At 54.4% G+C, this 26468-nt stretch carries 17 protein-coding genes; 8 read left to right on the top strand and 9 right to left on the bottom strand.

The window, feature by feature from the left end; translation table 11 throughout:
- Window positions 1-50: 50 nt before the first annotated feature.
- From K0H80_RS16190 to K0H80_RS16180, 3 genes are all read right to left on the bottom strand, one after another.
- Window positions 51-3617, bottom strand: a complete 3567-nt coding sequence (locus K0H80_RS16190; RefSeq protein WP_220072260.1) for a zinc-dependent metalloprotease — start codon at window positions 3615-3617, stop codon at window positions 51-53.
- Window positions 3618-3654: 37 nt separating this feature from the next.
- A complete protein-coding gene (locus tag K0H80_RS16185) occupies window positions 3655-4440 on the bottom strand; it encodes a hypothetical protein (RefSeq protein WP_220072259.1) in 786 nt (261 codons plus the stop codon).
- Window positions 4441-4737: 297 nt separating this feature from the next.
- Window positions 4738-5172, bottom strand: a complete 435-nt coding sequence (locus K0H80_RS16180; RefSeq protein WP_220072258.1) for a hypothetical protein — start codon at window positions 5170-5172, stop codon at window positions 4738-4740.
- A gap of 634 nt (window positions 5173-5806) precedes the next feature.
- On the opposite strand from K0H80_RS16180, the gene K0H80_RS16175 reads away from it, so the two are divergent.
- Window positions 5807-6910, top strand: a complete 1104-nt coding sequence (locus K0H80_RS16175) for a glucosaminidase domain-containing protein (RefSeq protein ID WP_220072257.1) — start codon at window positions 5807-5809, stop codon at window positions 6908-6910.
- Between the two features lie 14 nt (window positions 6911-6924).
- On the opposite strand, the gene nrfD is transcribed toward K0H80_RS16175, so the two are convergent.
- The 4 genes from nrfD to K0H80_RS16155 all read right to left on the bottom strand — a co-directional run bounded on the left by nrfD (window position 6925) and on the right by K0H80_RS16155 (window position 9458).
- The gene (gene nrfD, locus K0H80_RS16170; protein ID WP_011866954.1) at window positions 6925-7866 is read right to left on the bottom strand and encodes a cytochrome c nitrite reductase subunit NrfD; all 942 of its coding nucleotides are present in this window, start codon (window positions 7864-7866) and stop codon (window positions 6925-6927) included.
- Window positions 7863-8555 carry a 4Fe-4S dicluster domain-containing protein gene (locus K0H80_RS16165; RefSeq protein ID WP_011866953.1) on the bottom strand — a complete coding sequence of 231 codons (693 nt, stop codon included), beginning with the start codon at window positions 8553-8555 and terminating at the stop codon, window positions 7863-7865. Before K0H80_RS16165 ends, nrfD begins: the two co-directional genes overlap by 4 nt.
- 10 nt (window positions 8556-8565) lie before the next feature.
- Entirely contained in the window at window positions 8566-9030 is a 465-nt protein-coding gene (locus K0H80_RS16160; RefSeq protein ID WP_220072256.1) for a cytochrome c3 family protein, read from the bottom strand.
- A gap of 98 nt (window positions 9031-9128) precedes the next feature.
- A complete protein-coding gene (locus K0H80_RS16155; protein ID WP_398350090.1) occupies window positions 9129-9458 on the bottom strand; it encodes a PDDEXK family nuclease in 330 nt (109 codons plus the stop codon).
- A 657-nt stretch (window positions 9459-10115) separates the two neighbouring features.
- On the opposite strand from K0H80_RS16155, the gene K0H80_RS16150 reads away from it, so the two are divergent.
- The gene (locus K0H80_RS16150; RefSeq protein WP_491572511.1) at window positions 10116-10994 is read left to right on the top strand and encodes a LysR substrate-binding domain-containing protein; all 879 of its coding nucleotides are present in this window, start codon (window positions 10116-10118) and stop codon (window positions 10992-10994) included.
- Between the two features lie 189 nt (window positions 10995-11183).
- Here K0H80_RS16150 and K0H80_RS16145 read toward each other — a convergent pair whose 3' ends face one another.
- Window positions 11184-12188: a LysR family transcriptional regulator gene (locus K0H80_RS16145; protein ID WP_220072254.1), complete on the bottom strand. Its 1005-nt coding sequence runs from the start codon at window positions 12186-12188 to the stop codon at window positions 11184-11186.
- Between the two features lie 560 nt (window positions 12189-12748).
- Between K0H80_RS16145 and K0H80_RS16140 the strand changes: the two genes are divergently transcribed.
- On the top strand, window positions 12749-17686 hold the full coding sequence (locus tag K0H80_RS16140; RefSeq protein ID WP_220072253.1) for a S8 family serine peptidase: 4938 nt from the start codon (window positions 12749-12751) through the stop codon (window positions 17684-17686).
- A gap of 165 nt (window positions 17687-17851) precedes the next feature.
- Here the strand turns inward: K0H80_RS16140 and K0H80_RS16135 are convergent, their stop codons facing one another.
- Window positions 17852-21049: a DUF2339 domain-containing protein gene (locus tag K0H80_RS16135; protein WP_220072252.1), complete on the bottom strand. Its 3198-nt coding sequence runs from the start codon at window positions 21047-21049 to the stop codon at window positions 17852-17854.
- Between the two features lie 995 nt (window positions 21050-22044).
- Here K0H80_RS16135 and K0H80_RS16130 point away from each other — a divergent pair.
- The 5 genes from K0H80_RS16130 to hpt all read left to right on the top strand — a co-directional run bounded on the left by K0H80_RS16130 (window position 22045) and on the right by hpt (window position 26382).
- Entirely contained in the window at window positions 22045-22476 is a 432-nt protein-coding gene (locus tag K0H80_RS16130; protein ID WP_220072251.1) for a hypothetical protein, read from the top strand.
- Window positions 22476-23240, top strand: a complete 765-nt coding sequence (locus tag K0H80_RS16125) for a hypothetical protein (protein ID WP_220072250.1) — start codon at window positions 22476-22478, stop codon at window positions 23238-23240. Before K0H80_RS16130 ends, K0H80_RS16125 begins: the two co-directional genes overlap by 1 nt.
- A gap of 503 nt (window positions 23241-23743) precedes the next feature.
- Complete coding sequence (mpl, locus tag K0H80_RS16120; protein ID WP_220072249.1) at window positions 23744-25126, top strand: UDP-N-acetylmuramate:L-alanyl-gamma-D-glutamyl-meso-diaminopimelate ligase; 1383 nt, start codon at window positions 23744-23746, stop codon at window positions 25124-25126.
- A gap of 47 nt (window positions 25127-25173) precedes the next feature.
- Complete coding sequence (locus K0H80_RS16115; RefSeq protein WP_220043297.1) at window positions 25174-25833, top strand: flavin prenyltransferase UbiX; 660 nt, start codon at window positions 25174-25176, stop codon at window positions 25831-25833.
- A gap of 18 nt (window positions 25834-25851) precedes the next feature.
- Window positions 25852-26382 (top strand): hypoxanthine phosphoribosyltransferase, encoded by a 531-nt coding sequence (gene hpt, locus K0H80_RS16110; RefSeq protein WP_011866938.1) that lies wholly within the window; start codon window positions 25852-25854, stop codon window positions 26380-26382.
- Window positions 26383-26468: the final 86 nt, after the last annotated feature.

Below are 26468 nucleotides of genomic sequence, written 5' to 3'. Positions count from 1 at the left end.
AGAAGCCGACGAGCGGCTTCTTTTTCTATTGCTGAACGATATCTACTGGCTTAAAGCACTGGCAGGTAAGTGATCACTCGCTCATCGCGGGCGATGATGGGGTCGACCACCAATTGCTGGAAGGTCTCCCCTTTGCTGTTCATCTGATGCTTCATCAGCTCGGGTGAGCTGGCGATGAGTGCCTTGAGCGTGTCTATCTGGTCGATCAGCATGAGAGCCAGCTGGTTCTCCTCGGTCGCCACATAGTTTTTGCCCCGTAGGCTGATCTGCTTGCTGGCGGCTACGGCGTCGCTGGCAAGATGAATGCCCACATACTCGCGCCACACTCTGGCCTTCTCTTCGCCGCGGTAGTCGCTGTCGCGCGATGCCAGCACCACCTGCTTGAGCATCATCTGCAGCAGGTTGCTCTTACCCTTCATCTCATAGCTGCTCTGGGGGAAGCCGAAGTAGCGGCCCAGAGAGGTAGCGTAGCTAGGTAGTGCCTCGATATGCTGGTCGGCATAATCGACGTCGTTGACATAGTACTTGGCGTCTACTGCCTTACAGCTGTCGCTCAGCACAGGCTTGGTCAGGTACTGGTTGATCTCCTGAACCGTGTTGCCCAGCGTCATCTGACACAGCATGCCTTCGAGCTGATCCTTCACCTTAGGATAATCAGCCAGGGCGTAGTAGGTGCGGCCCGTGGTGCTGCGAGGCGACTTGCGGGTCAGCAGCTGACGCATCGCCAGCAGTTTATCGGGCCACATGCCCAGCACGTCACGCTCGTTGACATAGGGATGGTTCGGGCTCGATGCCGGAGCCTTGACGCCGTTGAGCAGGCGTCCCTTGTTGGCGCTGACATCGGCGTAGAGTAGGTCTTGGTAGGCCTCGACGATATCGGCCTTGAGCAGCAGCTCTTTCAATTTTTCAGGGGCTTGCTCGTAGGCGGTGATGATCTGACCCAGCTCGAAGCCTTCATCCAGCTTGCCGGCATTGAGGCGGTAGAGGCGAGTCAGAATATCTTCCAGCGAGTGCACCTTAGTCAGGGCGCGGCTGTCATCGCTGTTCATGCGATAGGTGACATGCAGATAGATGTCGCTCAGACCGGCCGCGGTAAGGAAGGTGTCGGCCGCCTTTTCCACCGCTCTTTGTGAGGCGCAGAACCAGTAGTTCTCATGGCTTGGGCAGAAATCGGCCAGCTCGTTCTGATCGAAGGCAAACAGCTCCTCAACCGTGGCCGTGTCTTCGACGAACTGACGTATGTCGCTAAAGCCTCTCAGACGGTTGATGGTGTAGGGCAGGATATGATCTTCGAACAGGGTCTGACGGTTGTGACGCACGTTCATGGTGTCATAGCTGTCGTGGTAGCTGTCGATATAGTACTGCACTATGTCGTCGTTGTTGGTGCCGGCGTCGAAGCGGTTACAGTTGGAGTTGAGGGTCACATGGCCGTCGGTACAGAAGGCGAAGTATCTCAGGTCGTGCTCTTTGTCTATCTGATGCAAGGCGCCATATTGGATCTCGCCCGTGATATTGCCCTGGCGTAGCTCCTCGCGGCGTTTGGCATCGGCCGCCTCGAGTGATACCAGGCTGCCATCTTGGGTCTCAACCTGACGACCATAGCCGAAGCGCAGCGCCGCCAGATCGTATTTCTGGAAGGTGGTGGCGAAACGGTCAGCGTTATAGTCCATCTGGCTGGAGAAATCGGCCTTGACCGTCAGATGCGGGTAACCCGCCTCGCTGAAGGCCTGGCTGAACTTGGCGATCTCCTCTTCGTTGAAGAAGTTGGCTTGATCCCGACTACCGGCGAAGTTGTGTCTCAGGCCAAGGGTGTGGCCCAGCTCATGGGTGAGGGTACCGGCAAAGGCCTGAGCCGCCAGCTTAGTCACCAGATCCGCCTGGAAGCTGGTGGGCATGGCTTCGATATCCTTCAGCTTGCCGCCTATGATGCCATCGACCCAGAATTGAGTGTCTTTCCAGTCGATCTCATAGCCCTGAATGCCGCGCGGCAGTTCGCGCAGGGCGCCGCCTGTGAGGCCGAAGGCCTGATCCACACTCATCAGATTATGCTCGGCCCAGAAGGCTTCGGTCTTGTTCTGCTGATTGACCAGCTCCTCGAAGGGGGCGTTGCTGGCATCATCTGTGGAGAGATCCGGGATGATGGTCTGAGGCTGGGCCTCGGTGCGCGGTTGCTGCACCATAGGATCTTGGCTCTTACTGTTCTGCTCGGCAATTAGCTTGTTGGCCGCCACCTGATTGGCGCGATCCACCGCCTCTTGTGATGGGGTGTAGTCGACCCCGGTGAGATCTTTGACCGAGTTAGGGTCTAGCATGCCGCGGTTGTAGTCCAGTTGCACCCTGCGGTAGTAGCGGGTCGAGCCCTGTTGTAGGTTGGCGCTGTATTGGTCTACCCGGCCGCTGACGATCTCGCCGGTGAGCGGGTTGGCGGCAGAGGGGCCGTAACCGGCCAGGCCGTTATCTAACGGCTCGTCGAACAGGGTGATGTTGCTGTAGCGCAAGTCTCCGTGTCTGCGTTCGTTGGCCTGGGCCAGCTTGAGCTCCGGCAGGCCGGTTTCGAACAGCTTGTTCTGGATGTTGATGGCAGTAATGCTCTGTTTGGCCGCGTCCAGGAAGGGCTTATTCTTTGGCTCGAAGAAGTTGTTACTCAAGAAGTAGGTGATTGCCTCCTTCTTGGGGTTGAAATGGTTGAGGTACTGGCGCACATAGCCATCCTTACCATCAGCATTGTTGCCGTCACGGTATTCATGCTGGGTGCGGAAGAAGCCGAAGGTGCCGTTTTCATCCTCACTATAAGGGATGGTGACAAAGTCCTTGCTGGCCAACTGATCCAGAGCCACGACAGAGATATATTCCGTGGTGGTGAAGGAGAGGTTGTCGAAGCTGCCCTTGAAGAACTTGCCGAAACAGGCGGGATTGGCCTGATAGGTGTGCTCGATCTCGAAGTTGATCACCCCCTTGGCCAAGTCCATCTCATAGCCTTCCCAGTTGCCATCTTTTACCAGGTGGGCCGACTCTGTCTCTGTGGTGCACTGCTTGAAGGTGACCAGATCCGTGTAGTTCTCCTCGGCGATCTGCGCCCCTTCAAACTTAGGAATGAAGAACTTCTTCTGATCCCAGGTGATGTTGCGATCTGTGACTTCCTCTTCGCGGTTGGTACAGTCGCCCCAGTTATCCTCCTGGCACTGGAAGTCGATGTAGTCGCCGGGAATGGTCAGCACTGGGGCCTTGTTGTACTCGTTATCGAAGCGCGAGTCGTGGTCCAGACCTATGTTGTCTCTGTCGATCTGACGCAGCTGGATGCCGTTTTCCGTCATCCGCAGGGTTACCAGCTTGGCTTCTCCCTGAGAGAAACCATGGATGGGGGCCGAGTAGCGCGGTGCCTCACCCAGGCTGCGGGTGTAGAGAAAGAGTCGCTCGGATTGTTTGCTGGCCAGCTCGCCGGTGGTGGTCGAGGAGGTAAGTTGATCCCCCGCGGCGCCGCTGGTGGTGGCATCTTTGAAGTCTTTGACGGCGATCATCCGCTCATCTTTCTTGACCTCCTGATACGGCTCGTCTGTGCCGCAGGCGCTTAATCCTATCGCGCTCAATATGGCGATGGCGACAGTGCTCTTGTACATTGAAACCTCTCCTAGTTGTTTAATTTATAAGTGCTTTTTATAAATATTTGGTAATTGACAGATAAAAGACGGAGTTGCGTTCGTCGTAGAGCGTAAAGCTGTGGGACGGGCCGCGATCCGGGTCGAAGAAATAGCCGCTGTTGTTGTGACCTATGGCCGCCACCCAAGTGGGGGCAAAGGACCAGCCGATCTCTTCGCTGATGGTGAAACGGTTGTCGTAACGACTGGTGTTAAAGGGCTTGTTCATGGTGTAGGAGGCGTTGACATCCAGATACCAATTGTCGATGAACTGCCAGGTGGCATCTGCCAGCAGGCTGATGCTGTGCTCGATGAAGTGCTCGCCGTGACGGCCTATCTCATGTTCATAGGCGTTATATTTAAGCCGGGGTGAGAGATAGAAGTTCCAGTCTTGGTTCGGGCGGTAGAAGAGATAGCCAGCCAACCTAGGGGCGGCCCTCAACTTGTTTTCTTTGCTGGTATGGCCGGTAGGCAGATAGATCCCGGCGCTGCCCACATAGCTCCAGTCATTGCCCAGAGCCTTGGACGGGGTGCGATACTCTAAGAAGGTGTCGTAGAAATAGCTCTGGTTATGGCGCGTCTCCACCTCGCCACCGCTGGAGAGACGTATGCTGCCCCAGGTGTCGCGGTAGGCTATCCTGCCGCTGGCACTGAGGGCCTGGTAGGAGCTGGGGGCCGACTGCTCGAAGGTGTTGCTGGCGGCGCTGGCACTGAGATAACCGGACCAATGGGAGCGCTTGGTGTCTATGGCGGCGGCGACGTTTTCATTATCGGCGAATGCCTGATTCGAAAGCAGCAGAGCCAATATGAAGCACAGAGATGCTGTTATTTGCTGCGCCGTTTTTTCTCGTATGGCCTTTTTACAAATTGTCTTTTTCCACATGGCTATTTTCCCTATGGTTGGTTTGGGCAAGAAAATAGGCGCGCACGGGGGCGCACTCGACAGACGTGAGTGTGCATAAGGCATGAAATAAACCTCATTAAAAATAAGTTAAAAGAAATAGCTTGGTTGGCGGCTAGGTATGTCCGTCAAAATTGATCGCGTTATAAATAGTGGCTCAGCGCTATCTATCTACGCGTGTCAAAATGGTATTTTGGTTGGCTAAGAAGGAGTGCCCTTAATAGGTTTAATCCAGCTCATTAATAAAGAGATGCACTCGATAATAGATTTTGGGGTGCGGTATTTCGTTCGCCCGTAACCAGGCAGTCCGGCAGAGAGAAATAACAGGCAGAAGATCACAACAGTCAGTGTCATTCCGTTGCCCTGACTTTCGTGGGTCTCGCCACTTAGCGGTGGCATGCTGGGAAATAGCTGCTGATATGTGTGGTGCCAGCAGGAGGATAATCCAGTCTCTTGCCTGGCGGGGGCGACCTCTTTGGTGGCCAGGCGATCTCCTTGGATGACGCTGCAGCTAAGGTTTTTGTTGGTGCTGCCGGTTTGTTGCTGCGCCATTAGGCCGCCGCTCAGCTGAGTGAGTACCAGTAGCCCAAGTAACAGGCTTAAGCTCGATAGTGTGACAGATCCTTGTTTCAACATATAACCAGCTAAGTGAGAATTGATATACCACCAGCTTGATACAAAGTGATACATTTAAATTCGAGACGAATATTCAATGTATGAAACCGATAATTTTTATTCAATATGAAAATAACATTAACCTCAATATTGCGGTCTTTGTCACATTCATCTTTCGATTGTGGTCTTTAATGTAAAATTTATTAACCTTTTATTATCTAGCTGTTTACCGCTAGGTGTTAGCTTTCTGGTTATTCTAAATTAGAAATAATTTGTGATATAAGTTTGTGCATCTTATTGTAGCTGGCTCTAAAAATGTGGCTTTGGGGTTTTTGAACTTTGAATATTTGATGGCAGAACTTAATTGCACAGGATTTAATTTTTCTGGATCTAGTTAATAAAAGATTTATTTAATTAAGTAGATGATCTTTTAATGATTAGTATGAATAAATTCTGTATCGATACTGAGGTCTAGGAATGTGGGTGTGAGTGTAATTTTGAGTATAGGTATAGGTATAGGTATAGGTATAGGTATAGGTGAAGGATCGGCGCCTTGCTCGACAGCTTTGCTAAAGACGTGCATCGAAAGATGGATTAGAGTAGGCATTAGCATTGATGATTAATGTCTCTCATCTTATCTGCCAAAGGAGCCTCTATGCCTAGTGATAGCCGCCTCAAGATTGCCTTGCCTCTGCTACTCCTGCTTGCCTCACTGCTGATGCTGTGGGCGCTCTGGTATCGCCCCAGTGATGAGTCGGGCGCCCTGTCTCCTGCCTTGGCCGCTGCCGGGATGGAGCCGCCGGTGGCAAACGCCGACGAGCTGGCGACCCCGGCTGACAGTCAGCAGACCCAAACCAGCTTTAAGACTGTCTCCAAGGCGAGGCCGACCAAGGCGCCCAAGGATGTGGTGCTTAACTCCCTCGATGAGCTGATCGCCCTGTTCGATAGTCTGGGGTATAACCAAGCCGGTTGGCAGGCGGGCAATCGTGAGGTGCCCAGACTCACCTTCGAGGCGGTGAGTGAGCGCTGGCAGAAGACCTCGTCGCAGATCCCGGTGCAGCTGAAGAAGATGGTGTTCTTCCGTCTGATGGCGCCGCTGATCCTGGTGGCCAATGAGCAGATATTGCTGGAGCGGCAGACTATCGCCCAGGCAGCGTTGGATGCCCCCGAGCTGTTGGCCCTGGCCCGTAAGTATCGACTGTTAACCGATGAGAGCGGCAGCCAGACCGTTGAGAGCGGCAGCCAGACCGGTGAAAGTGTCAGCCTGACCGAGGAGCAGCGCCAGCAGCTTTTGGTACGGGTCGATATCATGCCGCCTTCTCTGGTGCTGGCCCAGGCGGCGGAGGAGAGTGGCTGGGCGACGTCGCGCTTTACCGTCGAGGGTAACGCCTTCTTCGGTCAGTGGGATTTTAGCGGCAAGGGGATGACCCCCAAGGCGCAGCGCAAGGAGCTGGGCAACTATGGGCTGGCGCGTTTCGATACGCCGCTGGCCTCGGTGGAGGGCTACCTGCTTAACCTCAATACCAACGCCGCCTATCAGTCGTTGAGAAGCCTGAGGGCGCAGCTGCGGGCAGATAACAAACCGATCACAGGCCTGGTGCTGGCGGGCACCCTGGAGCGATATTCCGAACGAGGTCAGGCCTATATCGACGGCATACGCCATATGATCCGCTACAACGGTCTGGATCAGGTGGATGAGGCTTACCTGAGTGACGGGGCGCCGCTGCACCTGATCAGCGCAGATGACGCCCGTGATTGAATGGCCAGCGGGGATTAGATCCCCGTCATCTGGCCGGTATAGAGGATAAAGTTGCGCAGCAAGAACACCCCTATCAGGCTGAAGCTGGCGGTGACCGCCACATAGGCGAACTTACGATCTGCCGACACCTTCATCCATAGGTTGAAGGCCAGTGGCAGGGTGAGGCCTATGCCGATCACGCCGGCCCAGAAGATCCAACCCCAGAAGCCGAAGCCCAAGGCGTTGAGTGCCGCAACCTGGCTCTGACCGCCAGAGAGGATCAATCCGGCGAAGAAGGTAAACAGCAGGCCAATCTCCACTAAAATCAATGGGATCTCTATGCCGTGGATGAAACGCACCTCGACACCATTGGGGTTACCCCTGAGCAGCACACCACCCAGCAGGGTCGCGGCGGCGCCGGAGGAGAGCCCGGAGATCAAGAACAGCAGCGGCAATACCGGGTTATTCAGCAATGGGAAGCCGATCAGCGCCGACAGCAGGAAGCCGGTATAGGCCCCAAGGGAGATGGCGAGGATCACCAAGACGCCGGTGATCGCCGCTTCCTGTTTCACCAGCCAGTTCAGCAGCCGGTTGGCGATAGGTAAACGCTTACCCAACAGCTGAGTGATGCGGCGCTGGAAGACGCAGGCTATCCAGGCAAACAGCACCAGCTGATAGGCCATCAGCACCAGTACCCCCATGGACATCACAGAGCTGGTGTTGTAGAACACCAGGATCTTCCAGAAATCCAGTGGCCGGGTGAGGTCGAATACCAGAATACCCAGGCCACCAAACACGGCGACCGGGGCTATGATGGCCGCCGCCTGCACGAAGGGCGAATGCCAGGCCTCATGGGATAACTTGAAATGTTTCAGCATGATGGCGAAAAATACCGCCCCGGCTGACAGACCGGCGAGGAAGAGGTATATGGCGATAGGCCAATGCCATACCAGGCCTTCGAAATGAAAAGCACTCATAGCATTATCTCCCCATCTATGGTTTGAATATGGAACAGCTTAGGCCGGGTGCCCAGGTCCACCTTGGCGCGGTAGCTGGGCTTGCGCTTAAGCAGCTTGACCAGATCCGACTCGGGATCCTTGAGGTTGCCGAAGGTCAGTGCCTTGGTGGGGCAGGCCTCGACACAGGCAGGCTGAAGCCCCTGGGCCAGGCGACTCTTCTGACAGAAATCGCACTTGTCGGCGGTGCGGGTCTCGGGGTGGATATACCTGACCTGATAGGGGCAGGCGGCGATGCAATACTGGCAGCCCACGCAGCGATCGCTATTGACCGCGACTATGCCCGTCTCTTTGTCGATATAGGCGGCGCCTGTGGGGCAGACCCGTACACAGGGCGCGGCTTCGCAGTGCTGACAGGAGACACGGCTGAAGCGGTAGCTCTGATCTGGATACTCGCCGAAGGGCCCCTTGCGTTCTATCTTCACCCGGGTGACGCCTTCGGGAATATGATTGACCTCACGGCAGGCCTGGACGCAGGCGTTACAGCCGATACAGGCATTCTCATCATGCACCATGGCGTATTTGATCTCGCTTTCCTGCTCGGGCTGGAGCAGGGAATCGGCCTGGGGCGTGCGGGTGGCACCATACACAGAGACACCGGCCAGTAGGGCCCCAACCCCCTTGAGAAATTGGCGTTTAGAAACTTGCATCACAGGCCTCCTATTGTTCGACTTTGTGGCAGGCGACACACAGCTGGCTATGTTGTTGCGTATCGAGCGACAACATAGGATCCGTCTCGGGATGAAGCTTATGGCACTGATCGCAGCCAAGGCGATTGGCGTGCACATTGTGAGTCCATTCAACTTCACCCAGGGCCTGATGGTCGTGACAGGTCAGGCAGACGGCGCCGCGTTGCTGAGCCGAGAAGGGGCTATCGGGCCCAAAGGTCATGATGGTCGATCCCTTCTTGGGATGGCTACCTTTCGGGCCGTGACAGTCCTGACAGAGAATGGCGAGGCCAGGGCTTGCGTGTATGCCCTCGAGTTGGCCATTGCGTTTATGACACTTGATACAGCTGCGGCTGGCTTGTTCGTCGGCGGCTAAGGCATTGGGCGTTAGGCCCACCAGGCCAAGTGTTAGGACGCTGGCCAGCAGCAGAGTAGTACAAGGGGTAATTTGACACATAATGCATCCTTACACCTCAGTGAGCATGACGTTGTGGGGAAGAGGAGCGTCAAGTGGTCGGTTTGACGCTCATTGGGCGTTGCGGTGAGAGACACTCATCAGGCGGCGAGTGCGGTGCGCAGCAAGGCTTCGTCGCAATGCTTGTCTTTGTCCAGCTTAATCAGCTGCACCCCTATGTAATCTAAACATTTTTCGACAAACTTCATCTGCTCTGGAGAGCTGGCCGCAGGGTCGCTCACCACGAGTTTGACCGCAGAAGATTCGTTGTCGACGACCACGTAATCCAAGTGACAGTGCTCCATGAAGTCCTGTACCTCTTCGTGGTTCCTGAGGGAGTCATCTAAGTCGACTACATTCACCAGCGACGCTCCGTAAAGGACATCGTAGCGGTTGGCGGCGATGGCCTTTAAGCCTTTCAAAAAGTGCATTGAATCCTTGTCTAGCAAGTGAGGCTTGATGCTTACGGCGGCATCGACCAGCTGATTCTCGCTTGATCTAAAGAACTTGATGCACGTCATGACGAAGGTCACGATGACGAGAGGACAAATGATGAACAAAACAAAGTACATAAATGCATAGCTTAAAATAACGGTCGCGGTGGTGTTCATAGTAAACCTCCAAGGTTATTTTCATTTTTAACTCTCGATTTAATTATTACGCTATGGGATTTATTTACAATAATTATTGAAATCGGATTATTAAAATTTAGCCCTTGGTCAGATACTTATATTCAGCTATTTCATTTTGTAGATAATCAATAATTAGATATGTGTTTTTTAATTGTTGAATATCTGAATGTTGGCGTGGTTTATAAGATATTTTGCATGAAAATTAAGCTATTGCAATGTTTTTGTAAATGCTTGAAATTTAGAAATATGATCAAGATCTATTTTATTTGTTTTATTAATATCGAATAAAGATATTGTCAGCTTAAATATATTTACTATACTCTGAATGGGTATATTCGATGTCGGGAGAGGTATTTTGAAATGAAAAATATGACTCTAGATAGTTTAGATATGCTGAGCGCCAATATATTAGTTAATTTGTATGAAAAGCATTCCGCTTCGTCGGTGGCGATGGAGATGAATATACCCGCGCCCAAGGTGAGTCGCTGCCTACAACACGCGCGGATGATCTTTAACGATCCCCTGTTCATCCGTAAGAAACATGGCCTAGAACCCAACGAATTTACCCGTCAACTCTATCCCCTGGTCAAGGCCCTGGTGCAGTGTGGTGAACAGCTGCATCAGCTGGAGAGCTGCCACGATCTGGCCGCGAGCCAGATGATGGTGCTCTATGTGAGCGATCTCTTGATCGCCGAGCTGCCCCAACGCCTGAGCGGCGCCATCAGCGAGGCGCAGCTGCCCATCAGTTATGAGCTGCGCACCGGCTCTGTGGATCTGCTGGAAGATCTGGCCCAGGGACTGATCGATCTGGCGATCGTCAGCGAGTCCTCGGACAAGGCGCTGCAGGACGACAGACTCACCATCACGCCTCTCAAGCAGTTGACCCACCTGTATCTGCTCTGCTCCCTCAAGCATCCCCTGTTGCAGCAGGAGATCAGCCTGGCCAATATCGCCAACTATCCCTATCTGAGCGCCTTCGGTCAGCTGGACAGGCAGGCGCCGGATCCTTTCCAGCGTTACTGCACTCAGCAGCGCCTTAGTTGTCATCTGGCCCCTGTGGATCTGGGACGTGAGGGGCTGGAGTTTAATCAGCTGTATCGCTATCTGTCCGACGACAAGACGGTGAGCCTGCTGCCTTACAGCAGGGTGTATGAGCATAGCGAGCTGCTGCCCGGCCTGCATGTGTGCTGCCTGTCGGGCATGGATACCGCGCGCCTCTATCAAGATCAGCCCTATCCTAGGCTCTACATGTTGAGTCGTAGCGGTCGCAGCGCCGCCCATCTGGATTGGTTGAAGCAGGAGATAGGTCAGCTGATCAGCCAGAACGTGCACTAACACAGGCACTAATACGAGGCACTAATACAAGGTACTAATAACAGGCACTAATACAAGTACCAGTACAGGCAGCAACTAACCTACTGGTTCATTCGCAGCCTTATTGCGGCGCTAATTACAGGCTCTGGCTAAAGGGTCTAACTAAAGGGCTCTGGCTAAGGGCTTATGCTAAGCACTCTGGCTAAAGGCTTATGCTGAAGGCTCTGGCGCTATGCTCGGCTGGGCGAGGGGCGTACGTTCCCGGGCCACCTGATCGCAGTGGGCCTGCATCTCGATCAGCTTCTCCGTCAGTACCCGGCGCAGGCAGTTCGCCAGCTCCGGTTTGATCCCCTTGTGGCAATGCAGATAGTAGCTCTCGGTCTCGAGATCTCGGGTCTGCAGCCAGACCCTGGAGATATCCAAGTAATCCACATCGTCGCGATTCTCGAAATAGCTCATCGACATGGCCGAGGAGAGCAGGGCGATATCCTCGCTGTGACTCACATGATCCACCAACATCCTCAGGCTCGGGCTCTTGAGGGCCACGCGGATCTCTATCAGCCTGGCCTTGGCATACAGCTCTATGGGGTGAGGCTCCTGCTCCTGCAGGTGAGTGTTCACCAGGGCGATATGGTAGTTAAACATCTGCGCTAAGGGATCGTCGCTGGTTAAGATAGGATGGCCACGGCGGGCGACGATGAAGAAATGGGTGATATCCCCCAGCTTAAAGTTGTTCACCATGGGGTGATTAATCGGCTCGGTGGAGATGCTGCAGTCGACCTTGCCCTGACACAGGCGCTGATTGACCTTGTCGGTCCAGGGCTGAATATTGATGCTGACGCCGCCCTCGATGCAGTGGCAGGTGTTGTGCACACAATTCATCGCCATCAGCGACCATTGCTCATAGGTGGCGACGCTGAGCTGATAGGGCTCGGCGCCCTTGTCTATGGTGGCCGCCACTATCTTGTCGTACTGTTCCACTATGGTCTTGACCATGGGATAGATGGTGAGGGCGACCTGATTGGGCTCGAAGCCATATTGCTGGCGGATAAAGAGCTCGTCCTCCAGCACCTCCCGCAGGCAGGTCAGGCTGCGGCTCACCTTAGACTGAGTGGTACGCAATCGCTCGGCCACCGCACTGCCGCTCTTCAGCTCAACCAGTCCGATAAATACCTGCAGGGTATAGTAATCGAGTCGGCTCACTTTCTTCAGCATGACAATATCCCTCTATCGGCAGTTTTCGATGGCGTTAACAGGCAAAAGTAATAGATCTTATATTTAAAAATTAACCATTTGCTGAACGATCCTTGTAGCACAAGTTGGTTAAAAATTCTGCGGATCACATCACAGTTAACTTGTGGTTAACCTTTCGCTAAATCGCCAGCTAAGCCTGACAACACCGAATTTTAGCCACCTTGCCAGGATTTCTGTAACAAAAAGATACACCTAGGGGGACTAGTGACTGTGGGCCGCGGGCGCAGGGGACAGATCGCCGTGAGCTTAATTCCCTTAGCCCAGAGGATCTGTTTAGCCGGCAGCGGCTTGTTGGTAGGAGCTGTTGCGCGGCGAGCCACACCTAGCTTGAGTCACTATGTCCGGGAGACAGTAAGGGTTTTCCATGGTCACTTTTTCTAGGGTAAATACGGGTCGATTAACGGCTCAGATGTAGCCCAAATGTTACATAAAGGTACGTTTTTCTTTGACGTCGTTTGATATACCTAATGCGCATGTAAATGCATGAAAAATAATAAGCTTATGATTTCAAAGGAATATCAATGCGTACCCAACAAATGTTTAAGCGAAGCGCCGTCGCCAGTCTGACCGCGCTCTATCTCGCCGGGGCGGGCTCGATTGCCATCGCCCAGCCGGGGATGGAGAAGGTGCCTGGCACCAGCTTCTACACCCCGACCTTTACCGCCGAAGATATTCAGCGGGTCAACGAGGAACGTCAACTCGAGTTGAGTGGCGAGGTCTACCTGGGCACACCTGGGCAGATCAACCGCGTCAAGAAGGCGCGCACGCCTGAGGAGATCTTCACGCCATCGGAAAAAGCCAGCGGCGTGCAGACCTATATCGTTCAGCTCGATGCCGAGCCGCTCGCCACCTATGCCGGTGACGTGCCTGGCTACGCCGCCACCACGGCGCCCAAAAACCGCTCAGTGATCGCCAAGGGCCGAGTCGCGGTCAACACCGCCTCGGCTCAGGCCTACAAGCAATACCTGGTGTCCAAGCAGGATAAGTTTATCGCCAGCGCCCGTCAGGCCGGCGCCTCGGTGAAGGTGACTAAGCAGTTCACCCTGGCGAGCAATGCCATGGTGGTTGAGATGACCCAGGAAGATGCCATCAAGATGTCTCATCAGCGTGGCGTCACCCGCATCTCGCCTAACCGCGTGTTCCAGCTGCGCACCGACCGTGGCCCCGAGTTCATCGGCGCCGACAAGGTGTGGCAGGGCACGGCAACCTCGGGTAGCCTGGCCGCCAAGGGTGAAGGCATGGTCGTGGGGATCATAGACACGGGAATCAACACAGATCACCCGGCGTTTGCCGACGATGAGGCCTACGCCACGACTAACCCCTTTGGCGCCGACAACGGCGTGGGTGATTGTGTCGACTCGCCAGAGCTGTGTAATAACAAGCTGATCGGTCTGCACTCTTATCCGGAGATCACCGACATCTATGCGGCGCCCGAGTTTCAAACCGGCGGCCGCCCCGTGATGATCCGCCCTGCCAATGGCGAAGACTATAACGGCCACGGCTCTCACACCGCCAGCACAGTCGCGGGTAACACTCTGACCGACACCCCGCTGCAAACCTTCAGCGGCGAGGCGACCAGCGACGGCATCAATGTGCCCTTTAACTTCCCACAAACCAGCGGTGTGGCGCCCCGCGCCCATATCATCGCCTATCAGGTCTGTTGGCCCGGTGGCAGTGGCGACCCCTATGCGGGCTGTCCCGAGTCGGCGATCCTGTCGGCATTTGAAGATGCGATAGCCGATGGCGTCGATGCCATCAACTTCTCTATCGGCGGCGCCGAGTCTCTGCCGTGGGCCGATCCCATGGAGCTTGCCTTCCTGGCGGCCCGTGAGGCGGGGATCTCTGTCGCCGTGGCGGCGGGTAACAACGGCGCCTACTGGTCGTCGGATCACAGCTCGCCTTGGGTGACTACCGTAGGTGCCAGCACCCATGATCGTCAGCTCGACGCCGGGTTGAAGACCCTAGGTGAGTTCGAGGGGGTAAGCGCGCCAACGGCGCCAATGCAGGGTAAGAGCTTCTCCGGTGGTATCACGGGCCAGGTGGTGATGGCTGAGAAATATGCCGACCCGGATCTTAACGATGGCTATAACGCCGCCAGCTGTAATGCGCCTTTCCCTGCCGGTACCTTCACCAGCGACCAGATCGTGGTGTGTGAGCGCGGTGACATTGCTCGTGTCGACAAGGCCAAGAACGTGGCGGCCGGTGGCGCAGGTGGTTTCATCCTGCAAAACATCAGCTACTCGGCGGACAACCTGGTGGCGGATAACTTCGTGCTGCCTGGCATTCAGATCAAGGCCGCCGAGCGCTACAAGCTGCGTAACTGGGTCAACCGTAACGGCGAGGCCGCCCGTGCGACCATCTCAGACTATAGCAACGACTATTACTTGGACGCCGAGCTGGGCAACAACCTGGCGACCTTCAGCTCCATGGGGCCGAGCCGCACCAATAACACCTTGGTACCGGATCTGACGGCGCCGGGTGTCGATATCTATGCGGCTAACGCCGACGATCAACCCTTCACCTACTCACCGACGGCCTCTGACTGGACCTTCATGAGCGGTACCTCGATGGCGACGCCTCATGTGACCGGCGCCATGACACTGCTGAGTCAGATCCATCCAGACTGGACACCGGCGGAGATCCAATCGGCACTGATGCTAACGGCGGGTCCAGTGATGCTCAACACCGGTTATCAGCTGATTGAGCCTTACTACAACTTCATGGCCGGGGCGGGGGCGATCAACGTGGCGCGCGCCGCAGATACCGGCCTGTTGATGGATGAGACTGTCGAAAACTACCGCAATGCCGACCCGACCAACGGCGGCCTGGTGAACTGGCTCAACATCCCCTCTATGGTGGAGATGGAGTGTACCGACACCTGTAGCTGGATGCGTACGGTCAAGGCGACCCGCGACGGTACCTGGACGGTTGAGGGTATCGGTAAGGAGGAGGGCTTCGAGCTGACGGTATCGCCGGCGCAGTTCTCCCTCAAGGCGGGCGAGACCCAGAGCATTATCGTGACGGCGACACCGCCGAGCAAGATAGAGATCAAGGTCGATCCCGAAGAGGCCGATGGCCCGTGGGATGCTGTGCTCAACAAGGACACCTTCTTCAACGGCCAGGTGGTGTTGAAGGAGCAGGGTGACAGAGCACCAGAGGTGCACATGCCTGTGGTGGTGGCCACCAGTGGTGAGCAACTGCCCGTGTCACATCATTTTGAGATCACCAGGGATCAGGGCACAGAAATGCTGACGGTGAATACCGATGCCTATAGCCAGCTGACGCCGCGCTTCTACGGCCCGGTGAAGCCAGAGGTGTATAGCAATCGTCTGACCGCCGTGGGACCTTTCCTGCGTCAGGACTATATCGAGAAGGGCTGGGATATCCGCACCATCACGGTACCCGAGGGCGCCAAGCGTCTAGTGGTCGAGGTGCAGAAGGCCGGAGTGGTGAGCACCCTTGAGGATCTCAACCCGCGCTACACCACGCCTCATCCGTTTGTGATTGTGGGTCTGGATGAGAACGACAACGGCACCTTCGTGCCAGACAGCGAAGCTGACAGCAGCGCCATCAAGGCGGAATACTCGGCGGAAACCGTCTGTCTCTCAACCAGTCAGGCGGAGCACAACTACTGTAGCCTGGAAAACCCGGCCCCCGGCACCTACTGGGTTGCTACCGCCATGGCCTATGGCCAGGGTGAAGTAGATGTGGATACCGGCTACGCCATCATCATGGAAGATGACGATCGCGGTAACCTGAGCATCACGGGTCCAGCCTCGCACGATGGCAACGGTAACTATGAGATCGGCATCAACTGGAACCTGCCACAGACCCAGGCCGGTGATATCTACTATGGTGGTTTCGACCTCGGCAACATGCCGGGCGCCGAGGGCACCCTGGGCTTCACCGCCCTGGATATTCGCCGCGCCGACGATGCGGTGACCTGGGAAGTGAGCCAGGACAAGGCACGTAGCATGGATGTGGTGGATATCAGCCTGAAGATCGCCGCCAACATGGAGACTCAGGACCGTCAGTACCAGTTTGCCCTGCAACTGCCTGAGGGAATGCGTCTGGCACCGGCGACCCTGACCACCAACAACGATCAGGTGACTCAGGCGGTGACCGCCGATGAGCGCGGCTTTACCCTGACAGGCATGCAGGCATCGACCCGCGACGTACAGCGCGAGTACAAGATGACCACCAACCTGACCGACAAGATGTGTCGCACGCCGATGATCGACGAGTACTCGACCGGTGGCTATATCGACCTGTTCGGTGAGTTCAAGATGCAGCCGCTGGCCGACTGGTTTGTGGGCGACTATCGCAGCGCCTTCGACGTGCCTATCGACTGGTTGTTCTACAAGGAAGGCGCCAAGTTCGAGCTGTACAATCAGCCGAACGCCGGTTATCTGCGCATGCATACCGTAGGGGCCATGCAGCTCAACACGGGCTACTGGTACATGATGCTGCACCGTGGTCCTGGCTTCCTGGTCGAGGCGCTGGCGCCATTCTGGCGTGGTAGCTTCGAAGGTAAGTATCGTCGTCACTGGGAAGATCCGTGGGGACTGACCATTGCCTCTCAGTATGCCGATGAGCGTCCAGATCTTGGGGATCTACTCTTCCTCGAGTTCGATAACGTGACCGATAAGAACACAGGCGAAGAGTATGATTTCGAAACGATTCTGCGTAGCGGCATCGATGACCGTCCGGGTCAGTTCGAGATCATCTATGCCTACGATAACCTGGGGGCCGATCTGGCCAAGGGGGCCGTGTTCCTCGAAGGTTTCGATACTCAGTGGTCGACCAAGGCAGGTGCCAAGGGCGGCGGTCTCTATGAGGTGCTGGGCTTCGATAACTTAGATGAGGTGCTGGCCGACGATCTCGTGGTCTGTTTCGACTATGTGGGACCTGAGCAGAGCCGTATGGAGGTCAACTTCAAGGCGGTGATCAAGCCTGAGGCGACCGGTACGGTGCAAGACATAGTGCTGGATTACGACCTGGAAGGCGCACCGTCGATTCAGCTGATTCACGCCATCAGCGTCCAAGGCAACATACAGATCGCCGAGATTGCCGATCAGGTTGTGGCCGAGAACACGCCGCTGGAAGGGCTGACGGTAAGCTATATCGATGCCAACAAGGTGCCTAACACGGTAGAGGTGACAGGCGAGCACATCACAGCCGAGGTGCAGGGCAACAGCTTTACCCTGATCCCAGAGGCCAACTTCCACGGTGACACCCTGGTCACTGTGACCGTGCGCGATAACGAGCACAGTGGCGATGCCGCCAGCACCAGCTTCATGCTGACGGTGGAGTCCGATGGCGTCGAGCCGACACCGCCGCCTCAGCCTGAGGTTGTGCAGCCTGAGTCGAGCTCGGGTGGTGCCTTAGGCTTGGGTCTGCTTGGCCTGCTGCCGCTGGCACTGCTGCGTCGCCGTAAGGCCAAGGCGCGTGTGAGCTAATATGGCTGCATAAGATGGCTAATTAAAAAGGTCAAAAGTATGGCCAAACAAGCATTTCGGGTATGACCCAAGATGCTTGAAGCTAAAGTGAAAAAGAGGAGCCTAGACTCCTCTTTTTTTATGCCAGTAATCTTGGCATCGACCTAACTCCTTAACCTTTAACCTCTAGCCTAGAGCCTGCAGCCGGTTCTTCTGCTTCTGATAGAAGTAGGCCACCGTCAGCAGGATAATGCCGATAACGATGAAGGCGACCACCTTCTGCACCAGTACGAAGGAAGCCATGTCGATAAACAGTATCTTGAGACAGGCGAGGCCGAAGAGGATCCCCGCCATGCGTATCAGGCTGGTCTGTTGCGGTCGCAGGCTGAGGAACATGAGCGCGCTGCCGTGGCTCACCAACAGGATGCTGCTGACAGGCGCGGCTATTTGATCCCCCAGCTGATAGCTCCAGAGGAAATAGCTCACCGCCAGCAGGCTGTGCCAGCTCCACAGCAGGGCAGGTTTAGGCAGCAGCTTCTTGTGGGACTCGATGCCGAGTCGCTTGCCCCTGAGATACCAGGCGAGCACCACCAATATGCCCAGCTCGCTGAGGCTAAACAGCAGGCTGCTCATATCCAGCCCCAGGGGGCGATCGCCATGCAATATGATGGGCGCCAGCGGCAGCAGGAGAAGCAGGCCATAGGCGAGATCGTAGCCGGGTCTCAGCGCTTTGGCGAAACGTCTGCCCAGGGCATTGTCGCGCTCGACCAGCAGGGCAAAGTAGCCGGTCAACGCCAGGAATACCAGGGACCAACCCGGGGCGATAAGCCCGGACAGGGTCTGTACGGCAACGGCCAGGACCAAGGCAAAATAGAAGGGGCTCAACTGCCAGGGGAAGCGCAGTAATATGCGCCAGTGCCGGTTCATTTGCTCATAACGGCCGTGCACTGTGCCCAGTGCTAGCGCGCCTATGGCGAGAGCGACTAATCCCTGCCACTGATTGTCCAGACAGCTAATGGCGGTGAACAGCATGGCCGTGGCACATAACACTTGCGTCTCGATCACCAGACTCCTGTGGCGCACGAACCTTGCGAGGCCAAGGGCCATGGCGCTGGCCAACCAGAGGTAGATGGGTAGCAGTTCCAGATAGCTGCGCAGCACCTTAGGCAGCAGCAGGAGCGGCAGCGCCAGGTAACAGATGAGCTGAACATAATAGGCCAGACTTAGCAGCGGCGACTGAGGTGTGTATCGCTTATACCAGTTGTAGGCCAGCAGCAGGCTGCTGAACAGCTCGATACGCGCCAACTTGGCGTTGAGGGGCTGCTGGGCAAAGTTGACGCTGCCCGCCTCTAGCATGCCCAGCATGATGAGGCCGCCTAGCGGCAGTAGCCAGAACCAAGCCATGATCTCGGTAAAGCGCAGCCCGTCTCGTCTGCCGAGATAGAGCAGCATCAAGGCGATCAGTGGCAGGCAATTGAGATAGATATCTGGGCTCAAGCAGTAGCCGATAAACAGGGCGGTGATCGCCAGCAGCTGACCAAAAACGCCCTGCAGGGCGCGGCGCAGGAGTCGCTCAGCCCCGGCAAGTCTATCCCCCAGGGCGTCAATCAGGCGTATCGCCTGATAACAGGCGGCGCAGCTTAGTGTAAGGGTGAGAATGAGGATGAGGTTATCTGTCATTCCCGCGCCACCACCCAGCTTGCGGTGACTCACTGCCAGGCTGTCGAACAGGGTCAGCAGGTTGCTGCCAAGGCCCATGGCCAACAGGATATAGGCTTCGGTGCGAATGGCGATAAAGTCATGTTTAGCGCCGAGCCAGAGCAGCAGCAGGGCCTCGATCAACAGCACTAAGCCAAGGAGGTCGGCGCTGATGAGGTAGAGCGCCGCCACCCCGGCGAACACCCCGGCCGCGGCCAGCATCAGCGGCGCAATCAGGCTATCGCGCCTTATCTTCCAATAGAGCAGGGCGCAGATGGCGCCGTTGATTGCGAACAGCTCGCCGGCGTAGTGGGTAAATTCCCCCAGGGTATAGAGGGTAAAACAGAGCATGGCCACGGGCACCATCAGCAGGCGCGCACTGGGCTCCCGCTTGGTCTGGAGCCAGAGGCTACCCAGGCCATAGAGATAGAAGAGGGCGTTGACGCATCCCAGCGCAAGCATGGCCATGGTGTCGATTGGTGCCAGCGGCAGAAACAGGAAGAAGCTTAGTAGCTGCACACAGGCGATATGCAGCAGTGCCGTTATCTCGATCAGCACGGGCCAGTTCAGCCTGTGACTCTGCACCAGTGAACAGACGCCTATGATCAGCAAGTAGGGCAGATAGAGCAGCGGCGCCTGGCTGGCATCGAGCAGCATAAGCGGCGCCAGCGAGCCGCCGCACAGGGCGATGATGGCCACCACCTTGGTCTCCAGCTTCATCGCCAGGCCGTAACCCAGCAGGGTGTTGACCAGCATCAGCGAGAAGGCGACGCTCTCAGGGATCAGCTCAAAATAGGGGCCGAGGAAATAGATACAGAGGTAATTTAATATGATCCCAAGGCCCACTATGCCCGAGGCATAGTCCTCCATGCCGGGCCTGGCCCGCCGGATAAACAGGCCACCGGCGATCACCCCGTTGGCCGTGATTAGCCCTAGCATCGCCTTGCCAAGCTCAGAGAACCAGTGGTTGATGGAGTATTGCAGCAGGTAGCCAAAGCCCAGGGTCAGGGTGATGATGCCCGCGAGGGTCATCAGAAATACCGCGCCCTGTCCCTTGGCCTGATAGTGTTGATAGAAGGCCTTGGCCTGCTCGCCGAGGCCGCCGAAGGGGCCGAGTAGCAAATTAACCAGCTGCCCGAGCGAGCCCTGCAACTGCCCCACCGAGTTAGTCAGCTGTTGGCTAATACCTGGAACGGCGGCCTTCTGTTTTGTGGTTTTCGTTGAGCGAGCTGAAGGTTGAGTTTTAGCCTGTTCCTGTGGTTGAGGCGTCTGGCGCTGCCAGGCGTCGTGGCGATAGCTGGTATCGGCCTGCTGGCTGAGTTCGCCTTGCTGGGGTGATGGTGTCTGCTCTAACTCTAGCTGCGCTGACTGTAACGGCTCTGCCTGCGTCTGCGCTGCTTGTGGCGGCTCTGGCTGAGTCTGCCATGGCAAGTATTGGCTTGATTGGCTTGGCGCCGATGCCGAGGTTGAATCTATTGAATTTGCATGCGCAGTCGTCGAATGCGTCTGCTCTGGATGCTCGGCCTGGTCATAACCCTCAAGGGCATTTACCCGCGCGTTGAGCTCGGCCAGCTGCTGGCTAAACTCCGCTAATTGACTCGTGAGCGCCGCGCGGTCCGATGCCTGTTGTGACTGCATCGCCTCCTGGGCCTGAGTGAGCTTGTTGACATCTTCCTTCAGTGTCATCGCCTTTCCTTTGGTCTTGCCAACTTTTCCTAAGAGTTATCATTGTACTTGCAGTATAGGCACTTAGGGAAGTGGTTGATATTTTTATGAATGCGGACGTTCATTCGTTTTCCAAACTTTGTTTGGATTAGCGGAGTGGGATTCCATCCCACACTCAGGGATGTGCGACCTGACGGTCGAGGTAAGTCGTGGAACTCCGTTCCACACCAAGGTTGGTGTAGCCTTTCGGCATGAATTGAGTTTTCCAAACTCCGTTTGGATTAACGTCGAGGGGAGCTTCCCGTGTCGGGATGGATACGGCCTTACGGCCGAGAAAGTCGTGGGATTCCATCCCACACCCGGGCAAGGAGGACTGCTCGTCCTCGCCCTCCTTGCATCCACCCTGACGCCCCGACGAAGTTGTGATTCCTACGTGGCTATTTGAAAATGACTAACGCTTCCGATGGGGCGTCCAAGCCCCCCGGAAGCTAGCCTCACATCCATGTGAGTCTCACGTCATTTTCTGCTATCCACTCCGGCAACTTCGATGGGGATCTGTTGTAGCCACAACCTGCATTTGCAGTAAGTAAGTAAAAGTTTACTCTGACCCGACTATTCCTAATATTGTAACCACGCATACGCATTGTTTCTTGAACACCGATTAGAAATGGGCTTTTTAGACTCATGATTACCTCATTTCTAATGTGCTGTTTATTTATACAGTGTTATTTAGTATTTTCTAATATCAAGGGAAATAGTGAAATAATTTTGCGCGTTTATATACGTGCTAATCCATATAATTCATTTTTTATCAATCAGTTATGTGTTGGCTACTCGAGATAATAGGTTTGGAAAACGCGCATGCGCGTTTTTGCAGATGGTATATTTGGCAATATGCTGATAAGTTCATTACATACAGATAGTTAACTGTGCGCGTTTTCACTGGTCCAACGAGGTAAACGCGCATGCGCACTAATAAGCTGTTAGGAATATATTCAACATGGGAGTAATTAAATTTGAAAGAGGTTTCAAAATCGTTTGGTAAGGGGTTGTTGTGGACTTGTTTTACGATGATTTTCGGCTTGTTGCAATTATGGATAGTTTTAGCCAATGGCGCAGTTATTACTTCATATAACGTAGATTTCAATAAAATAGTTTTAGATGGAACTTTGCTATTTTTTACAAGCGCTGTTGTCGCTTCGATTTGTACTGATTATTACTTAGGTAATAAATGCAAACTAAATAAAATAGCCTCTTCAATTATCTATTTTGTTTATCCGGTCATAGTATTAATTTGTTGTATTTGGTTGTTTTCGTTGAATTTTTCCGAACATAAAAACAACTTGGATTTAGCTCAAATTACAAATATACAAATAACCATCATCGTTATGACAATCATTTATGCCATAACAACCAAAGCAATCATATTTTTTCAGGAAGATTATTAATGGACTTTTTAATTCAATTTCTTTTGCCTTTATTTGGTGTGTTGACCGCAATTCTAATAGCTACTTCTATTAACCAAATGAAGATCCTAAAAAAACATGAAGAGAATGAGGTGCAAAGACATGAAGTCATCTCAAATAACCATAATCAAATATTCAAAGAAGTGGAAAAAGTAAATAAAAAAATTGATAGCGAATTGATTCCTTCAATCTCAAATGCTTTCAAAAAGAAATCAAGTAATCAATATGAACTATCATCAGAAGACATTGGAAATGCCTTAAAAAATATTGGTTATGAAAATCACATTGTCAGTAGTAATGGTGAATTTATTCTTGTTGGAATGGAAGATAATGAAGAGACTGATTTTTTAAATGATACTTTTAAATCTTACTTCTTCATTCAACCAAATATTGAGTCAAAGGATCTACTTATTGAATCTCACAGTTTTGAATTCAACGAGTTTAATGAAGATATAGCATTAATGATATTAAAACTAAATGACTCATTTAAAGTTTCCAGTTTTTCAGTTGCAAATTATGGTGGTCGATATGTGTTGAAAACCCAATACCTAATTGATGCACCAGATGGTACTTTTAGCGCTAGAACATTAGATTTTATTATGAACGCTATGTTTTCTGTTCACCAAGAGTTAATACAAATGCTGAACGATAAAGGAATTCAATTAACTTTTATTGAACCTCATGATTTATTAATCTTGGAAAACGAATCCAATATTCCTAACAAGGCAATTAAGGCGGACACATAACAGTCGGCTATGTTCGTTCTTCACAAGTTTAGCCAACTATTACTTAGCCGCTTATTGCGGCGTTGCGCACGATCATTAATGATACTTATAAATGAAAAGTTGGGTCAGAGTTAAGTTTGTTCTAGTTAGTGAGGTTGCAGGTAGAGGTTACGACAAGTCCCCATCGAAGTTGCCGAAGGGCGTTGGAATAAATTGCGTGAGGCGGGCATGGATGCCCGACTAGCTTCCGCAGGTGCATGGATGCATCCTTCGGAAGCGGTAGCGATTTATCCATAAGCACGAGGAGCAACAACTTCGTCTGGGGCGCTGGGGGATTTCCAAAAGGGGAACAAGCGATTTTCCCCTTTTGGTCGGGTGTGGGTTGAAGACCCACGACTTACCTCGGCCGTAAGGCCGCAACTTGTCTCATCCCATCAAAACGTTATTTAAACCATTGTTAACTGACAATGGTGACACGAATCGTTAGAATAACCCCCAGATTATTCCTATCCAGAGCCAACCCCATGCATGTACATATCTTAGGGATCTGCGGCACCTTTATGGGTGGTCTCGCACTCCTTGCTCGCGCTAACGGTCACAAGGTCACGGGCAGCGATGCCAACGTCTATCCGCCCATGAGCACTCAGCTCGAGGAGCAGGGGATAGAACTGATCCAGGGCTTCGATCCTAGCCAGCTGGGGCAAAACGAGGACGATGCGCCGGATCTGGTGGTGATAGGTAATGCCATGAGTCGTGGCAATCCCTGTGTCGAGGCTGTGCTCAACCGTGGCCTGAAATATACATCTGGGCCACAGTTTTTGGCCGAACATATTCTGACCAATCGTTGGGTGCTGGCGGTGTCGGGTACCCATGGCAAGACATCGACCTCCAGCATGCTGGCGTGGATATTAGAAGATTGCGGCTATGCACCGGGCTTCTTGATCGGCGGCGTGCCGCAAAACTTTGGCGTGTCGGCGCGATTGGGAGATTCCCCCTTTTTCGTGGTGGAGGCGGACGAGTATGACAGCGCCTTTTTCGACAAGCGCTCCAAGTTTGTCCACTATCAGCCGCGCACCCTGGTGATCAATAACCTGGAGTTCGATCACGCGGATATTTTCGATGATTTAAAGGCGATCCAGCGTCAGTTTAATCACCTAATAAGAACCGTACCGGGTCAGGGCAAGGTGATCTGGCCCTCCGCCAGCGATGCGGTGCGCGAGGTGATCGACATGGGCTGCTGGAGCGAGCAAGAGACCTATAACCTGATGGCGGGTAGCCCAGGCTGGTATAGCGAGCTGCTGAGCGAGGATGGCCACAGCTTTGAGGTCTTCTTCGACGGCGAGTCTCAGGGCGTGCTCGACTGGTCGCTCATCGGTCAGCACAACGTGGAAAACGCCACCATGGCGATCGCCGCGGCCCGTCACGTGGGCGTCAAGCCTGCGGCGGCTATCGAGGCGTTGACCCGCTTCGCGCCGCCAAAGCGTCGCATGGAGCTCATCGGCACTGTCAATGATATCGCCGTGTATGACGACTTTGCTCACCACCCGACGGCGATTGCCACCACGCTACAGGGCTGCCGCGCCAAGGTGGGTGAAGGTCGCATCATAGTGGTGCTGGAGCCGCGCTCTAACACCATGAAGCGCGGCGTGCATAAGGATACCCTGGCGGGCTCTATGGCACTGGCCGATGCCGCCTACCTGTATCAGGCGGACAATATCGACTGGGACGTGGAAGCGGCGATGGCCAAGGCCGAGTTGCCCGTGACTGTGCTATACCAGATAGATGAGCTGGTCGAGACCGTGGCCGCGGCGGCAAGGCCCGGCGATACCATCATAGTGATGAGCAACGGTGGATTTGGCGGCCTGCATGGCAAGCTGCTGGCTAAGCTGGAAGAGACCAAGGCTTGAGTCTAGCCCGTAAGGGTTAGACTCGGGTCTTCAACATAGAGAGTGATATGAATTATCCCAAGCGGGCCAAGGCGATCAGCCTGGCCTGGACCGGTGCCAGCGGGGCGCCATACGGACTCAAGCTGCTGGAATGCCTCTTGATGGCGGATTATCAGGTGTTTTTGATGATCTCCAGCGCGGCGCGCGTGGTGCTGGCCACCGAACATGGGCTGCAGCTCAGCGCCAACGGCGACAAGGCCAAGGCCCAGCTGCTGGCGCTGTTTGCCGAGCGCGGCAATGAGGTGGCCGGTGAGCTGCATGTGCTGGGCAAGGAGGAGTGGTTCTCGCCACCGGCCTCAGGCTCTGCGGCGCCCAAGCAGATGGTGATCTGCCCCTGCAGTACGGGCACTCTGGCGGCGGTGGCCACGGGGATGAGCAATAGCCTGCTGGAGCGGGCCGCCGATGTGGTGATAAAAGAGCGTGGTCAGCTGATCCTAGTGCCCAGAGAAACCCCCTTTAGCAGCATACACTTAGAGCATATGCTGTCCCTGTCGCGCCTCGGCGCCACCATAATGCCGGCGGCTCCCGGCTTTTATCATGATCCCAAATCGGTTGAAGATCTGGTAGACTTCATGGTCGCTCGGATCTTAGACCATCTGGGTGTCGACCACGGGTTAACCAAGCGTTGGGGCTATGATAAGCACAGTGCCGACAACCGCGACAATTAACACAAATTTGAGAAGAGTATGAAACACACTACCGAAGTGATGATCTCGGCAGATGAGATTGAACAACAACTGGATATCCTGGCAGCGCAGATCAATGCCCATTACGCCAATAGCGAACGCCTGCTAATGGTTGGCCTGCTGAAGGGGTCTGTGGTCTTTATGGCCGACCTCTGCCGCCGCATCAAGGGCCACGTTGAGATCGATTTCATGTCGGTATCCAGCTACGGCAACGCCATGACCAGCTCGCGCGACGTGAAGATCCTAAAGGATGTGCAGTCGGATATCGAAGGCCGTGACGTGTTGATCGTCGAAGACCTGATCGATTCGGGTAACACCCTGAACAAGGTGCGCGAGATGCTACTGCTGCGCGAACCTAAGAGCCTGGCCCTCTGCACCTTGCTGGACAAGCCAGAGCGTCGCGAGGTTGATGTTCCGGTAGACTTTATCGGCTTCACCATCCCCGATGAGTTTATCGTCGGCTATGGTATCGACTATGCCGAGCAGTATCGCAACCTGCCTTACATCGCTAAAGTCGTACCCCTAGATTAATCGCGCCGTCGTTAAGATTTGAAACTCCTGCTTTGTGCGGGAGTTTTTGTTTTTTCATACCAATACCAATTTCAAGATCAGGATAA

This window comes from Shewanella aegiceratis (genome assembly GCF_019457495.1).
Taxonomy (GTDB): Bacteria; Pseudomonadota; Gammaproteobacteria; order Enterobacterales; family Shewanellaceae; genus Shewanella; species Shewanella loihica.
The sequence above is the reverse complement of the archived record's forward strand: the minus strand, read 5'-3'. Positions and strand labels throughout refer to the sequence as shown.

What these genes read in the sequence shown, in the direction of transcription:
- K0H80_RS16190 (WP_220072260.1), bottom strand. Translation starts at nt 3,617, where the DNA reads ATGTACAAGAGCACTGTCGCCATCGCCATATTGAGCGCGATAGGATTA.
- K0H80_RS16180 (WP_220072258.1), bottom strand. Translation starts at nt 5,172, where the DNA reads ATGTTGAAACAAGGATCTGTCACACTATCGAGCTTAAGCCTGTTACTT.
- K0H80_RS16175 (WP_220072257.1), top strand. Translation starts at nt 5,807, where the DNA reads ATGCCTAGTGATAGCCGCCTCAAGATTGCCTTGCCTCTGCTACTCCTG.
- nrfD (WP_011866954.1), bottom strand. Translation starts at nt 7,866, where the DNA reads ATGAGTGCTTTTCATTTCGAAGGCCTGGTATGGCATTGGCCTATCGCC.
- K0H80_RS16165 (WP_011866953.1), bottom strand. Translation starts at nt 8,555, where the DNA reads ATGCAAGTTTCTAAACGCCAATTTCTCAAGGGGGTTGGGGCCCTACTG.
- K0H80_RS16160 (WP_220072256.1), bottom strand. Translation starts at nt 9,030, where the DNA reads ATGTGTCAAATTACCCCTTGTACTACTCTGCTGCTGGCCAGCGTCCTA.
- K0H80_RS16155 (WP_398350090.1), bottom strand. Translation starts at nt 9,458, where the DNA reads ATGCACTTTTTGAAAGGCTTAAAGGCCATCGCCGCCAACCGCTACGAT.
- K0H80_RS16150 (WP_491572511.1), top strand. Translation starts at nt 10,116, where the DNA reads ATGAATATACCCGCGCCCAAGGTGAGTCGCTGCCTACAACACGCGCGG.
- K0H80_RS16145 (WP_220072254.1), bottom strand. Translation starts at nt 12,188, where the DNA reads ATGCTGAAGAAAGTGAGCCGACTCGATTACTATACCCTGCAGGTATTT.
- K0H80_RS16140 (WP_220072253.1), top strand. Translation starts at nt 12,749, where the DNA reads ATGCGTACCCAACAAATGTTTAAGCGAAGCGCCGTCGCCAGTCTGACC.
- K0H80_RS16135 (WP_220072252.1), bottom strand. Translation starts at nt 21,049, where the DNA reads ATGACACTGAAGGAAGATGTCAACAAGCTCACTCAGGCCCAGGAGGCG.
- K0H80_RS16125 (WP_220072250.1), top strand. Translation starts at nt 22,476, where the DNA reads ATGGACTTTTTAATTCAATTTCTTTTGCCTTTATTTGGTGTGTTGACC.
- mpl (WP_220072249.1), top strand. Translation starts at nt 23,744, where the DNA reads ATGCATGTACATATCTTAGGGATCTGCGGCACCTTTATGGGTGGTCTC.
- K0H80_RS16115 (WP_220043297.1), top strand. Translation starts at nt 25,174, where the DNA reads ATGAATTATCCCAAGCGGGCCAAGGCGATCAGCCTGGCCTGGACCGGT.
- hpt (WP_011866938.1), top strand. Translation starts at nt 25,852, where the DNA reads ATGAAACACACTACCGAAGTGATGATCTCGGCAGATGAGATTGAACAA.